This window comes from Stenotrophomonas sp. GL_111 (genome assembly GCF_057835245.1).
Genome location: NZ_CM174421.1, coordinates 3751435 through 3764036, shown reverse-complemented (window position 1 = coordinate 3764036; position 12602 = coordinate 3751435). Strand labels below are relative to the sequence as shown.

The 12602-nt window shown below is 68.0% G+C and carries 12 protein-coding genes; 8 read left to right on the top strand and 4 right to left on the bottom strand.

Translation table 11 applies throughout. The features are described from left to right. Window positions 1-43: 43 nt before the first annotated feature. Window positions 44-1156, top strand: coding sequence for a PLP-dependent cysteine synthase family protein (locus AC3IPM_RS16715; RefSeq protein ID WP_489301360.1), 1113 nt, complete (start codon window positions 44-46; stop codon window positions 1154-1156). Between the two features lie 27 nt (window positions 1157-1183). On the opposite strand, the gene AC3IPM_RS16710 is transcribed toward AC3IPM_RS16715, so the two are convergent. Continuing rightward, window positions 1184-1579 (bottom strand): hypothetical protein, encoded by a 396-nt coding sequence (locus AC3IPM_RS16710; protein WP_489301358.1) that lies wholly within the window; start codon window positions 1577-1579, stop codon window positions 1184-1186. Between the two features lie 151 nt (window positions 1580-1730). On the opposite strand from AC3IPM_RS16710, the gene AC3IPM_RS16705 reads away from it, so the two are divergent. Beyond that, on the top strand, window positions 1731-3767 hold the full coding sequence (locus AC3IPM_RS16705; RefSeq protein ID WP_489301356.1) for a M3 family metallopeptidase: 2037 nt from the start codon (window positions 1731-1733) through the stop codon (window positions 3765-3767). A gap of 33 nt (window positions 3768-3800) precedes the next feature. Here the strand turns inward: AC3IPM_RS16705 and AC3IPM_RS16700 are convergent, their stop codons facing one another. Continuing rightward, window positions 3801-4601: an SDR family oxidoreductase gene (locus AC3IPM_RS16700; protein ID WP_489301354.1), complete on the bottom strand. Its 801-nt coding sequence runs from the start codon at window positions 4599-4601 to the stop codon at window positions 3801-3803. Next, complete coding sequence (locus tag AC3IPM_RS16695) at window positions 4592-5185, bottom strand: DUF1415 domain-containing protein (protein ID WP_489301352.1); 594 nt, start codon at window positions 5183-5185, stop codon at window positions 4592-4594. Before AC3IPM_RS16695 ends, AC3IPM_RS16700 begins: the two co-directional genes overlap by 10 nt. A 257-nt stretch (window positions 5186-5442) precedes the next feature. Between AC3IPM_RS16695 and AC3IPM_RS16690 the strand changes: the two genes are divergently transcribed. From AC3IPM_RS16690 to AC3IPM_RS16680, 3 genes are all read left to right on the top strand, one after another. Beyond that, a complete protein-coding gene (locus AC3IPM_RS16690) occupies window positions 5443-6909 on the top strand; it encodes a benzaldehyde dehydrogenase (protein WP_489301350.1) in 1467 nt (488 codons plus the stop codon). A 14-nt stretch (window positions 6910-6923) separates the two neighbouring features. Continuing rightward, window positions 6924-8051, top strand: a complete 1128-nt coding sequence (locus AC3IPM_RS16685) for an NAD(P)-dependent alcohol dehydrogenase (RefSeq protein WP_489301349.1) — start codon at window positions 6924-6926, stop codon at window positions 8049-8051. Between the two features lie 89 nt (window positions 8052-8140). Further along, window positions 8141-9238, top strand: a complete 1098-nt coding sequence (locus AC3IPM_RS16680) for a helix-turn-helix domain-containing protein (protein WP_489301347.1) — start codon at window positions 8141-8143, stop codon at window positions 9236-9238. 51 nt (window positions 9239-9289) lie between these two features. On the opposite strand, the gene AC3IPM_RS16675 is transcribed toward AC3IPM_RS16680, so the two are convergent. Further along, a complete protein-coding gene (locus AC3IPM_RS16675; protein WP_489301345.1) occupies window positions 9290-9772 on the bottom strand; it encodes a YajQ family cyclic di-GMP-binding protein in 483 nt (160 codons plus the stop codon). Window positions 9773-9851: 79 nt separating this feature from the next. Here AC3IPM_RS16675 and AC3IPM_RS16670 point away from each other — a divergent pair, with 79 nt between their 5' ends. The 3 genes from AC3IPM_RS16670 to AC3IPM_RS16660 all read left to right on the top strand — a co-directional run bounded on the left by AC3IPM_RS16670 (window position 9852) and on the right by AC3IPM_RS16660 (window position 12584). Next, complete coding sequence (locus AC3IPM_RS16670; RefSeq protein WP_489301343.1) at window positions 9852-10748, top strand: DMT family transporter; 897 nt, start codon at window positions 9852-9854, stop codon at window positions 10746-10748. 142 nt (window positions 10749-10890) lie between these two features. Beyond that, complete coding sequence (locus tag AC3IPM_RS16665) at window positions 10891-11898, top strand: methionine ABC transporter ATP-binding protein (RefSeq protein ID WP_489304187.1); 1008 nt, start codon at window positions 10891-10893, stop codon at window positions 11896-11898. Further along, the gene (locus AC3IPM_RS16660) at window positions 11895-12584 is read left to right on the top strand and encodes a methionine ABC transporter permease (RefSeq protein ID WP_489301341.1); all 690 of its coding nucleotides are present in this window, start codon (window positions 11895-11897) and stop codon (window positions 12582-12584) included. Before AC3IPM_RS16665 ends, AC3IPM_RS16660 begins: the two co-directional genes overlap by 4 nt. Window positions 12585-12602 lie beyond the last annotated feature (18 nt).

Sequence of the window (12602 nt, the reverse complement as noted above, 5' to 3'; positions counted from 1 at the left end):
AGACGCAGTAGAATCCGCTCAGCCTTCCTTCAAGTGTTCATCCATGTCCCAACGTGAATGGGTGGCCGCCGCCATCCGCAAGATCGAAGCCGATTTCAACCGTTCGGCCGATACCCACCTGATCCCGATGGATCTGCCCGGGCATGCCGGCATCGACCTGTACTTCAAGGACGAGTCCAGCCATCCCACCGGCAGCCTCAAGCACCGCCTGGCGCGCTCGCTGTTCCTGTACGCGCTGACCAACGGCTGGCTGCGCGAGGGGCGCCCGGTGATCGAGGCGTCCAGCGGCTCCACCGCGGTATCCGAGGCCTATTTCGCACGACTGCTGGGGCTGCCGTTCATCGCGGTGATGCCGGCCACCACCTCGCCGGAGAAGATCGCCGCGATCGAGTTCCATGGCGGCCGCTGTCACCTGGTCGAGCGCGCCTGCGACCTGAACTGCGATTCCGAAGCACTGGCCCGTGAAACCGGCGGCCACTTCATGGACCAGTTCACTTATGCCGAGCGGGCCACCGACTGGCGCGCCAATAACAACATCGCCGAGTCGATCTTCAAGCAGATGGCCGAAGAGCCGCATCCGGTGCCGGAGTGGATCGTGTGCAGCCCGGGAACCGGCGGCACCGCAGCCACGCTGGGTCGCTATGTCAGCTATCGCCGCCACGACACCCGCATCCTGTGTGCGGACCCGGAAGTGTCGGTGTTCTACGACGGCTACTGCGCGGCGCTGGCCGGGCAGCCGTGGCGCGAGCTCACCTGCAGCGGCGGTTCGCGGGTGGAAGGCATCGGCCGGCCGCGGGTGGAATCGAGTTTCATCCCGACCAGCGTTGATGCGATGGTCAAGGTGCCCGATGCACTCAGCCTGGCGGCGATGCGCCATGTCAGCCGCCAGCTGGGGCGTCGCGTCGGCGGTTCCACCGGCACCAACTTCATCGGCGTGCTGCAGGCCGCCGAGCTGATGCGCCAGGCCGGCCGCACCGGTTCGATCGTGACCATTCTGTGCGACAGCGGCGAGCGCTATGCGCACAGCTACTACAACCCGGACTGGTACCCGCGCCAGGGCATCGACGTGGCGCAGTCCGATGCGCTGATCGCCGCGGCCGTGGCCGGGCAGGGCTTGCCCGCGCTGCCCTGTGTATCGCTGGAAACGCTGTACTGATTTCAACGCCGCAAGCAGGCACACCGCTCAGGCGGTGACGGCCTGGTAGGCATCCAGCACGGTGTCGCGCAGCACCGGCGGCAGGGTTTCGTAGGTGGCGGCCAGGTCGTCGAACTGCACGGCCAGGTCCACGCCGAGGCGACGCCCGGCGTGGACGGCAAGCAGCAACAGCAAGGTGCACAGTACGAATTCGCGCTCATGCCCGGCTTCGCAGCGCGCCGCGCCACGCTCGATCACTTCATACGGGTACCAGAGCTGGTCGTCGTGCAGCTGCCCGCGCTGGGGTCCGACCAGCTGTTGCAGCGCACTCCGATGGCGCGGCTGCTCGTCGGGCTCGCCCAGTGCCGCGATCCAGTCCAGCTCGGCCGGGTGGGCGGTACCGATCAGGGCAAAGGCGGGCAGGGGGTGGGTGGCATCGTCCATGACCGCTGGCCTGCGGGCGGGCCTCCAGCCTCGGCGGCACCGCGTCAGGCGCGCGTGAACATGTGGCATCCGGGCGGATGGGGCCTTGTGTGCGGGCCGGGCCAATGCCATATCGTGGGGGATCGCCGCCGCTGCGGCCCGTTGTCTGGAGATGCCCGTGACCCCCACCAACCCCCTGCTCGACTTTTCCGCCCTGCCGCGCTTCGATGCGATCGTGCCCGAGCACATCGGCCCGGCCATCGACACCCTGCTGGCCGAAGCCGAAGCGGCGGTGAAGGCCGCCGAGACCGTCAGCCCGGTCAGCTGGACCAGCTTCGTGGTGCCGCTGGATGACGCCACCGAACGCCTGTGGCGGGCCTGGGGCCAGGTCGGCCACCTGCAGGGCGTGGTGAACACGCCGGCGCTGCGTGAGGCCTACAACGCCAACCTGCCCAAGGTGACCCGCTTCGGCAGCGCGCTGGGCCAGAACCTGGCCTTGTTCGAGCAATACCGCGCGCTGGCCGCCAGCGCCGAGGCCGCGCAATACGACGCGGCACGGCGCAAGGTGCTGGACAACGCGCTGCGTGATTTCCGCCTTGGCGGTGCCGAGCTGGATGACGCGGGCAAGGCGCGCTACAGCGCGATCCGCGAAGAACTCTCGACGCTGTCGGCGACGTTCTCGCAGAACGTGCTCGATGCCACCGATGCCTGGTCGCTGCAGGTCCAGGACCGCGCAGAGCTTGCCGGGCTGCCCGACGATGTCATTGCCGCCGCGCGCTCGGCCGCGGAAAAGGACGGGCTGCCGGGCTGGAAGCTGACCCTGCAGATGCCGTGCTATCTGCCGGTGCAGACCTACGCCGCGCATCGCCCGCTGCGCGAGGCGTTGTACCGTGCCAATGCAATGCGCGCCTCGGAGTTCGGCGATGCCGCGCTGGACAACAGCGCCAACATCGACCGCATCCTGGCGCTGCGCAGCGAGCTGGCCACGCTGCTGGGCTTTGCCAACTACGCCGAATACTCGATTGCCACCAAGATGGCCGACGACGCGCCGCAGGTGCTGGATTTCCTGCGCGATCTCGCCGCACGCGCCAAACCCTATGCCCAGCGCGACCGCGCTGAACTGGACGCCTTCGCGGCGGATGAACTGGGCCTGCCGGCGCTGGAGGCCTGGGACCTGGCCTACGCCAGCGAACAGCTCAAGCAGGCGCGATACAGCTACTCCGAGCAGGAAGTGAAGCAGTATTTCACCGAACCGAAGGTGCTGGACGGCTTGTTTAGCGTCATCCACAGCCTGTATGGCCTGCAGGTGCAGCCGGACAGCGCGCCGGTATGGCACCCGGACGTCCGCTTCTTCCGCCTGGTGGATGCGCAGGGCCAGCTGGTCGGCCAGTTCTACCTGGATCTGTGTGCGCGCGAAGGCAAGCGCGGCGGTGCCTGGATGGATGACTGCCGCAACCGCCGTGACACCGCGGCCGGCGTGCAGACCCCGCTGGTGTACTTGGTCTGCAATTTCGGCAAGGGCGCCGATGGCCGCCCGGCGACGTTCAGCCACAACGAAGTGACCACCTTGTTCCATGAAATGGGCCATGGCCTGCACCAGCTGCTGACCCGCATCGGCGAGCTCGGCGTGGCCGGCATCAACGGCGTGGAGTGGGATGCGGTGGAGCTGCCCAGCCAGTTCATGGAGAACTTCTGCTGGGAATGGGAGCGCGTACAGACCATGACCGCGCACGTGGACACGGGCGAGCCGTTGCCCCAGGCGCTGTTCGAGCGGATGCTGGCCGCGCGCAATTTCCAGAGTGGCATGTTCACCGTGCGCCAGCTGGAATTCGCCCTGTTCGACATGCAGCTGCACAGCAGCTTCGACCCGGTGCAGGACAACGTGCTGCAGCTGCTCGAACGCGTGCGCGATGAAGTGGCGGTCAACCGGCCGCCGCAGTGGAACCGCCTCCCGCACCAGTTCAGCCACATCTTTGCCGGCGGTTACGCGGCCGGCTACTACAGCTACAAGTGGGCCGAAGTGCTCAGCGCCGATGCGTATGCGGCCTTTGAGGAAGCCCCCGGGGAGGTGGCCGAGACCGGCCGACGCTTCCGCGATGAAGTGCTGTCGCGTGGTGGCAGCCGCAGTGCGGCGGAGAACTTCGCCGCGTTCCGTGGGCGCGCGCCGAACGTGGACGCGCTGCTGCGGCATAGCGGCATGGCCGGGTAACTGAAGGTGTGCCGACCAACGGTCGGCACCCACCTAATCGGTGTAGATCATCTTCCGGGTCATGCCGCCATCCACCACATGCTCCTGGCCGGTGATGAAGCCGGACAGCGCCGACAGCAGGAACACCGCCAACGCACCGATGTCTTCGGGCTGGCCCACGCGGCCGACCGGGTGCTGGGTGTGGTCGCGGCGCGAGAGTTTGGGCGCGCGACGTCGCGCAGGCGCCTGCCAGGCATCGGTGGTGATCCAGCCAGGGCTGATGCTGTTGACCCGCACCTGCGGCCCTTCGCTGATCGCCAGTGCGTGGGTGAACGCCAGCAGCCCGCCCTTGGCGGCGGCATAGGCTTCACTGTCGGCCTGGGACTGCCCGGCGCGGGTGGAGGCGATGTTGACGATGGCACCGCCGTGTGCGCGCAGGGCGGGTAGTGCGTGTTTGCTGCACAGGAATGCACCGTGCAGGCTGGACAGGCGCCGCTGCCATTCGGCCAGCGTCATCTGCGCCAGCGGCGTGCCGTGCGCGCTGGCGATACCGGCATTGTTGACCAGCCCATCGATGCGACCGAAGCGCTTCAGCGTCGCCTTGACCAGCGCCTGCACACTGCGTTCGCTGGCCACGTCGGCGCGCTGGAAGGCGGCGCGTTCGGGCAACGCCCATTCGCGCAGGCAGGCCTTGCCGGCGTCGGCATCGAGGTCGGCGATCACCACGCTGCCGCCCGCACCCAGCACCGCCTGCGCGATACCGCGGCCGACGCCCTGCGCACCGCCGGTGACCACCACCACGCGATCACGCAGCGGTTGCACTGCCCATTCGGTGATGGCCGGGGTCAGTGGCACCGCGGGGTGTCCTTGCGCCCCAGCAGGCGGGTCCAGCCCTCCACGCCCAGCTTGTCCAGGGTGTCGATGTTGCGCTCCACGATCACGTCCGGGTCCGGGAATGCAGCCACCGCGCGCTCGACGCTGTCTTCGCGCAGCAGGTGCAGGGTCGGGTAGGGCGCACGGTTGGTGTAGTTGCTGACGTCATCGGCGGCCACCCCGGCGAACTGGTACTGCGGATGGAAACTGGCCACCTGCAGGATGCCCTGCAGGTCCAGCGCCTCGATCGCGGCATCGGCGTTGTCGAGGAAATCGTTGTACTCCAGGAAATCGGTGAGCACGTGCGGGTGCACGATCAGCGTGGTGTCGATCTGCTCGGCCGGGGTATCGCGCAGCAGCACCAGCTCCTCGGCCAGCTCCTCGACCAGTGCTTCGGGCGTGGTCGCATCGCTGAGCACGAAGCGCACCTGGTCCTTGACGTACACCGCCTTGGCGAACGGGCACAGGTTCAACCCGATCACGATCTGCTCCAGCCAGGTACGGGTTTCGGCGATGAAGTCGGTGCCGTCCGGGGCGTTGCTGTCGAAGAAGGTGGAATCGGTCATGGCGGGCGTTGTCGCGGGCTGGGCAGGCAATTGTACGGGGGGGGCCTGTTGCGGGGTGTGCAACGCCGCCACTGTCCATTAACTGGACATCGGGCATGCTGGAAATGCCTTGTCCGGCAAGGGCTTGCGCGATCGCAACCGGTGGCCAATAGCCACTGTGCAGGCGCAGGTATCCAATGCGGGCGCAGGCTTTGTGGCGTGGGCAGGCGTTGAACGCCGCCGCTTCCCGGGCCGTGTTTCGTCCATAGGAGTTCAAGATGAGTGCAACCCCCGCATTCCTGCCGACCGCACTGTGGTCCGGCAAACTGTTCGATGGCCAGTGGCAGACCGGCGCAGGCACGCAGGACGTGATCGAACCGGCCACCGGCAACACCCTGGGCCAGATCGCGATGACCGACCCGGCCGGCATCGCCGCCGGCGCCGCGCGCGCCGCGCAGGCACAGCGCGAGTGGGCCAGCGCACCCTACGAAACCCGTGCGCAGGTGCTGCGGCGTGCCGCGCAGCTGGCCGAGCAGTACAACGATGAGATCGTGGAATGGCTGGTCCGCGAGAGCGGCTCGACCCGGCTCAAGGCCGGTTTCGAAGCCAAGGTGAACACCAAGGCGCTGCATGAAGCGGCGGCGCTGCCCTCGCGCAGCATCGGTGAAGTGCTGCCCTCCGAACCGGGCCGCCTGAACCTGGCGCGGCGCCGCCCGTTGGGGGTGGTCGGGGTAATCGCCCCGTTCAATTTCCCGCTGTACCTGGCCATGCGCGCAGTCGCCCCGGCGCTGGCGCTGGGCAATGCGGTGGTGCTCAAGCCCGACCCGCGCACCGCCGTGTGCGGTGGCTTCGTGATTGCCCGCCTGTTCGAGCTGGCCGGGCTGCCGGACGGGGTGCTGCACGTGCTGCCCGGTGACGGTGCGGCCGGTGCGGCGCTGACCAGCGATCCCAACATCGCCATGATCCAGTTCACCGGTTCCACCGCCGCCGGGCGCAAGGTCGGTGAAGCGGCCGGCAAGCACCTGAAGAAGGTCTCGCTGGAACTGGGCGGCAAGAACTCGCTGATCGTGCTCGACGATGCCGATATCGACCTGGCCATCGCCAACACCGCCTGGGGCGTGTACCTGCACCAGGGCCAGATCTGCATGGCCACCGGCCGGGTGCTGGTGCAGCGAAGCATCCATGCGCGTTTCCTGGAAAAACTGATCGCCAAGGCGAAATCGCTGAAGGTCGGTGACCCGGCCACTGCCGACGTTGCGATCGGTCCGCTGATCAACGCCCAGCAGCGCGACCACGCCGCACGCGTGGTGGCCGCCGCGCAGGCAGCCGGTGCCTCGCTGGATGCCGGCGGCAGTTACGAGGGCCTGTTCTTCGCGCCGACCGTGCTCAGCGGCGTCGACCGCAACAACCCGGCCTTCCATGAAGAGATCTTCGCCCCGGTTGCGGTGGTGGTGGCCTTCGATACCGACGAGGAGGCCGTCGCGCTGGCCAATGACAGCGAGTACGGGCTGTCGATGGCGATCGTATCGAGCAACGTCGGCCGCGCGCTGAAACTCGGCGAACAGCTGCGCACCGGCCTGCTGCACATCAACGACCAGACCGTGAACGATGAGGTGATCAATCCGTTCGGCGGCGTCGGTGCGTCCGGCAACGGCACCAGCATCGGCGGGCCCTCCAACATCGATGAGTTCACCCAGTGGCAGTGGCTGACCGTCAAGGGCGAAGCGCCCGCCTACCCGATCTGAACGAGGACACCGAGATGACAGCAATGGCAGAACTGCGTGACATCACCGTGGCGGTGGTACGCGAAAAGGAACAGCCCTTCACCATCGAGCAGGCGCGCATCCGTGGGCCGCGCGAAGACGAGGTATTGGTGCGGGTGATCGCCACCGGGCTGTGCCATACCGACCTGATCGTGCGCGACCAGTACTACCCGGTGCCGCTGCCGGCGGTGCTGGGCCATGAGGGTGCCGGCGTGATCGAAGCGATCGGGCCCGGGGTGAAAGACCTCAAGGTGGGCGACCACGTCGTGCTCACCTACGGTGCCTGCGGCCACTGCAATCCCTGCAGCGGTGGCCACAGCGGCTACTGCCGGGACTTCTTCGGGCTGAACTTCGGTGGCGGCGCACTGGACGGCTCCACCGCGATCCAGGACCCGGACGGCAACCCGCTGCACGATCACTTCTTCGCCCAGTCCTCGTTCGCCAGCTACGCGCTGAGCCGCGAGAACAATGCGATCAAGGTGCCCGACGATGCCCCGCTGGAACTGCTCGGCCCGCTCGGCTGTGGCATCCAGACCGGCGCCGGGGCGGTGATCAATTCGCTCAAGGTCACCGCCGGCAGCAGCTTCGCCAGCTTCGGCGCCGGTGCGGTGGGCCTCAGCGCGGTGATGGCCGCGCGCGTGGCCGGTGCCACCACCATCATCGCCATCGATGTGGTGGCCTCGCGGCTGGAACTGGCCACCGAGCTGGGCGCCACCCATGTGATCAACAGCCGTGACGTGGACGTCGTCGAGGCGGTACGTGCGATCACCGGTGGCGGTGTCAGCTTCGCGCTTGAATCCACCGGGCGTCCGGAGGTGCTGGCGCAGGGTATCGAGGCGCTGGGTGGGCTGGGCGTGATCGGTGTGGTCGGTGCACCGAAGCTGGGCACCAAGGCCGAGTTCGATGTCAACAACCTGTTGCTTGGCGGGCGCAGCATCCGCGGCATCGTCGAGGGCGACAGCGTGCCCAAGGTGTTCATTCCGCAACTGGTGCAGCTGTACCAGCAGGGCCGCTTCCCGTTCGACAGGCTGGTGAAGTTCTATCCCCTGGAACAGATCAACCAGGCCGCCGAAGACAGTACCCGCGGCGTCACCCTCAAGCCGATCCTGCGCATCGGCCAATGAAACAATCCGTCGCGGCGGCATGCGCCCGCGACGGCCCCGTCAGTCAGCATCCCGGGTGTAGGCTGTCGGTCCGTGTTGGAGGTGGACCGATGGCCGGGATGCATCTGGAACAGCAGCAGGTTTTGGCCGCGGCGCGCCAGCGTTTCGCCGAAGGCGCCGGGTTGGCCGACAGCCTGCTCGCCCCCTCGGTACTGCGCTCCTGGGAACGCTCGCGGCTGGCGGGCGTACAGCCGCGACAGGCGCCGAACTATCCGCCGCTGAGCCTGCACCGGCAGCGCCTGGAAGATCCGGCCGACCGGCGCCTGGCACGGTGCGTGCGCGAAGAGCTGGACCAGCTCTGGTCCGCGTTCGGTGGGCGCCAGTGGACGCTGTTCTGCGTCAACGCAGACGGCATGATCGTGGCCCAGCGCGAGCATGGGCTGGCTGACCAGCCGCTGCTGCGTCCCATCCAGGTGGGGCGTCGCCTGCGCGAGATCGACATCGGCACCACCGCCCCGGCCTGCAGCCTGGCCGAGGACGCACCGGCGCTGGTGCGTGGCAACGAACACTATCTGGACCGCTTCGCCACCGTGTTCTGCCTGAGCGTGCCGCTGCATGGGCTGGAGGGCGAGGTGTTGGGCGCGTTGGACATCACCGGTATCGGTGAGCGCGATGCCGAACTGCTGCACGGCTATTTCCGCCAGGCCGCACTGTCCACCGAGAACCGGCTGCTGTTCGAGGAGCGGTCCTGCCACCTGCTGGCCGTGCAGCACGACGCGCGCTGGTTGGATTCGCCGTTGCAGGGCCTGCTGGCCATCGACGAGGAGGGCCGGGTACGTGCGGCCAACCGCGTTGCGCGCCGCCTGCTGGGGCTGCCGCGACGGGGGCCATTGCCGGTGCTGCGGGTGGAGGAACTGTTTGCTGCGGCCAGTGCGACGCAGCGTCGGCGCTTGCTGCAGGCCGGCCCGGCATTCCGGGTACGGATCACGCAGGACAGTGCCGTGCAGGTGCGGTATCTGCGTGCGCCGGTGCGTGCGCGGTCGAGCAGCGGGGTGAGGGCGCTGCCCGAACCTGCCGCGCCTTCATTGCGCGATCAAGGCACCCGTGCCATGCACGCGGCGGTGGCCGCCAACGACGGCAATGTCGCCGCGGCCGCGCGGCAGTTGGGTATCTCTCGGACGACGTTGTACAAGCACCTGCGCGGGTAGCGGTACGGGGGTTGCCGGCCAGCGGCCGGCACTACCCGGCCGCGGCGCCGATCAATCGCGGAAGTTGTCGAACTGCAGCGGCAACTCGAAGTTGCTGGCCTTCAACACGGCGATCGCGTCCTGCAGGTCATCGCGCTTCTTGCCGTTGACGCGCAGCTTGTCGCCATTGATCTGGCTGTCGACCTTGAGCTTGCCTTCCTTGAGCTTGGCGGCGATCTGCTTGGCGATCTTCTGTTCGATGCCCTGCTTGACGGTAACCTTCTGGCGCGCGCCGGCCAGGTTGGTTTCGATATCACCGAACTCCAGGCAGCGCACATCGATGTTGCGTGCGATCAGGCGCGCACGCAGGATGTCGGTCATCTGCTGCAGCTGGAAATCGCTCGGTGCCGACTGGCTGATCACGCTGTCTTCCAGGACGAACTTGGCCTCCACGCCCTTGAAGTCGAAGCGGGTGGACAGTTCGCGGTTGGCCTGGTCGACCGCGTTGGTCAGTTCGTGGGTGTTGACTTCGGATACGACGTCAAAAGAGGGCATGGGGGAACTCCAGCGGGTGAAAGTGCCATTCTAACCAACCCGGCATGGACGGCCGGGTCATCACGGCGATAATGGGCGGATGAATCTGCAACGCTCCCCCTCCCGTGCCGTCGCCTGGATGCTGATGGCAGTGGCCTGCTTCTCGCTGATGGATGCGGGGATGAAGCAGCTTTCGGCCAGCTATCCCACGCTGCAGGTCACCTTCCTGCGCGGCGCGGCCTCGCTGCCGTTCGTGCTGGTCTGGGTGCTGGCCACCGCCGGGCCGCGCTCGCTGGTGCCCAAGCGCTGGGGCCTGCACCTGCTGCGCGGCGTGCTGGGCATGGCGATGATCGGCTGCTTCGTGTTCGCGCTGCGCACCTTGCCGCTGTCCACCGCCTACACCATCTACTTCGTCGCCCCGCTGCTGATCGCCGCCTTGTCGGTGCCGCTGCTGGGCGAGCACGTCGGCCCGCGCCGTTGGATCGCCATCGGGATCGGCCTGGTCGGGGTGCTGGTGGTGCTGCGCCCGGGCGTGGGCGGCTTCATCTCCGTGCCCGGGCTGATGGTGCTGCTGGCCGCCACCGCCTACGCGGTGGCCGCGATCACGGTCAGCATGCTCACCCGCACCGATACCCCGCAGTCGATGGTGGTCTGGTTCCTGGTGATCATGGCGGTGGGTGCCGGGCTGCTGGCCATTCCGGACTGGCAGCCGCTGCAGGCCAGCCACGCCGCGCTGATTGCCGGCATGGGCCTGGCCGGGGCGGGCGGGCAGGTGGCCCTGACCCGGGCCTTCCAGCTGGGCGAGGCCTCGCTGATCGCCCCGCTGGAGTACACCGGGCTGGTCTGGGTGATCGGCTGGGACCTGCTGTTCTGGGGCGCGCTGCCCGACCAGGTGACCTGGCTGGGCGCGGCCATCATCGTCGCCTCGGGCCTGTACCTGCTGCACCGCGAGCGGGTCCGCCAGGTCCAGCCGCCGTCGCCGCTGGACCACCCCTGAGCCCCGTCGGGCCGCCATCCGGGCCCGATCACGGTGTTTGATAACCAAACGGAATATGATTCCGCGACGCCACGCGGGCGAGGGCCGTCCCGCGCTGGTAGGCTGCACGCCCCCTCCCGTCGATGCCCCGGTTGACCGCGAAGTGATCGAGTTCCAGCGCCTGCACAAATCCTATGCCGTCGGCGGCCGCGCGATTGCCGCGCTGCAGCCGCTGGACCTGACCATCGAGGCCGGCGAGGTATTCGGCATCATCGGCCATTCCGGCGCGGGCAAATCGACCCTGATCCGGTTGATCAACCGGCTCGAGGAGCCCACCGGCGGGCGGTTGTTGATCAGTGGTGAGGACGTCACCGCCTTGGACGCCGACGGCCTGCGCACGCTGCGCCGGCGGATCGGCATGATCTTCCAGCACTTCAACCTGCTGTCCGCACGGACGGTGGCGGCCAATGTCGCCTTCCCGCTGGAACTGGCCGGTATCGCGCGCGCGGAGATCGACGCGCGGGTGGACGAACTGCTGCATACCGTGGGCCTGGAGGCGCACGCCAACAAGTACCCCGCACAGCTGTCCGGCGGCCAGAAGCAGCGCGTCGGCATCGCCCGTGCGCTGGCCACGCGCCCGCAGATCCTGCTGTGCGATGAGGCCACCAGCGCGCTGGACCCGCAGACCACGGCCTCGGTGCTCAAGCTGCTCGGCAAGATCAACCGCGAGCTGGGCCTGACCATCGTGCTGATCACCCATGAAATGGACGTCATCCGCCGCGTCTGCGACCGCGTCGCGGTGCTCGATGCCGGCCATCTGGTCGAGACCGGGCCGGTCACCGAGGTGTTCCTGCACCCGCAGCACCCGACCACGCGCCGGTTTGTGAGCGAGTCCGAGCAGGTCGACGAGGGCGAGCTGCACAAGGATTTCGAGGCCGTTGCCGGGCGCATCGTGCGCCTGACCTTCCTCGGTGCCGACACCTACGAACCGCTGCTGGGGCGCATCGCGCGCGAAACCGGCGTGGACTACAACATCCTGTCCGGCCGCATCGACCGGATCAAGGACACCCCGTACGGCCAGCTGACCGTGTCGCTGGTCGGCGGTGACGTGCAGGCCGCGCAGGCCGGTTTCGTCGCCGCCGGTGTCCACCTTGAGGAGCTGCGTCGATGATCCTGGCTACCGCCGGCGGCTTTTTCCGCCATCTCGACGCGGGCAAGTGGGCCGATATCGGCCAGGCCACGCTGGACACCCTGCTGATGCTCGGCGGCTCGTTGCCGCTGACGCTGGCCATCGGCCTGCCGCTCGGCGTGCTGCTGTTCCTCACCGGCTCGCCGCAGCTGCATCGCAAGCCGGTGCTGTACGGCGCGCTGGCGCTGCTGGTCAACCTGCTGCGCTCGGTACCTTTCATCATTCTGATGATCGTGCTGATCCCGGTCACCTTGTGGATGATGGGCACCTCGCTGGGCGTGCGCGGCGCGATCGTGCCGCTGGTGATCGGCGCGGCACCGTTCTATGCGCGGCTGGTGGAAACGGCGCTGCGCGAAGTCGACCGTGGCGTGATCGAGGCCACCCAGTCGATGGGTGCCACCACCTGGCAGCTGGTCACCAAGGTGCTGCTGCCCGAAGCCCGCCCGGGCCTGATCGCCGGTGCCACGGTTACTGTCATCGCCCTGATCGGGTTCACCGCGATGGGCGGTGCGATCGGCTCCGGTGGCCTGGGCGACCTGGCCTTCCGCGATGGCTACCAGCGCTCGCACACCGACGTGGCCCTGGTCACCGTGGTCCTGCTGCTGGTACTGGTGCAGCTGCTGCAGATGCTCGGCGACCGGCTGGTGGCGCACTACAGCCGCAAATAACCGGTAGGTACCGACCGT

Coding starts and splice junctions, on each gene's coding strand:
- AC3IPM_RS16715 (WP_489301360.1), top strand. CDS start 44: ATGTCCCAACGTGAATGGGTGGCCGCCGCCATCCGCAAGATCGAAGCC.
- AC3IPM_RS16710 (WP_489301358.1), bottom strand. CDS start 1,579: ATGGACGATGCCACCCACCCCCTGCCCGCCTTTGCCCTGATCGGTACC.
- AC3IPM_RS16705 (WP_489301356.1), top strand. CDS start 1,731: ATGCCCGTGACCCCCACCAACCCCCTGCTCGACTTTTCCGCCCTGCCG.
- AC3IPM_RS16695 (WP_489301352.1), bottom strand. CDS start 5,185: ATGACCGATTCCACCTTCTTCGACAGCAACGCCCCGGACGGCACCGAC.
- AC3IPM_RS16690 (WP_489301350.1), top strand. CDS start 5,443: ATGAGTGCAACCCCCGCATTCCTGCCGACCGCACTGTGGTCCGGCAAA.
- AC3IPM_RS16685 (WP_489301349.1), top strand. CDS start 6,924: ATGACAGCAATGGCAGAACTGCGTGACATCACCGTGGCGGTGGTACGC.
- AC3IPM_RS16680 (WP_489301347.1), top strand. CDS start 8,141: ATGGCCGGGATGCATCTGGAACAGCAGCAGGTTTTGGCCGCGGCGCGC.
- AC3IPM_RS16675 (WP_489301345.1), bottom strand. CDS start 9,772: ATGCCCTCTTTTGACGTCGTATCCGAAGTCAACACCCACGAACTGACC.
- AC3IPM_RS16670 (WP_489301343.1), top strand. CDS start 9,852: ATGAATCTGCAACGCTCCCCCTCCCGTGCCGTCGCCTGGATGCTGATG.
- AC3IPM_RS16660 (WP_489301341.1), top strand. CDS start 11,895: ATGATCCTGGCTACCGCCGGCGGCTTTTTCCGCCATCTCGACGCGGGC.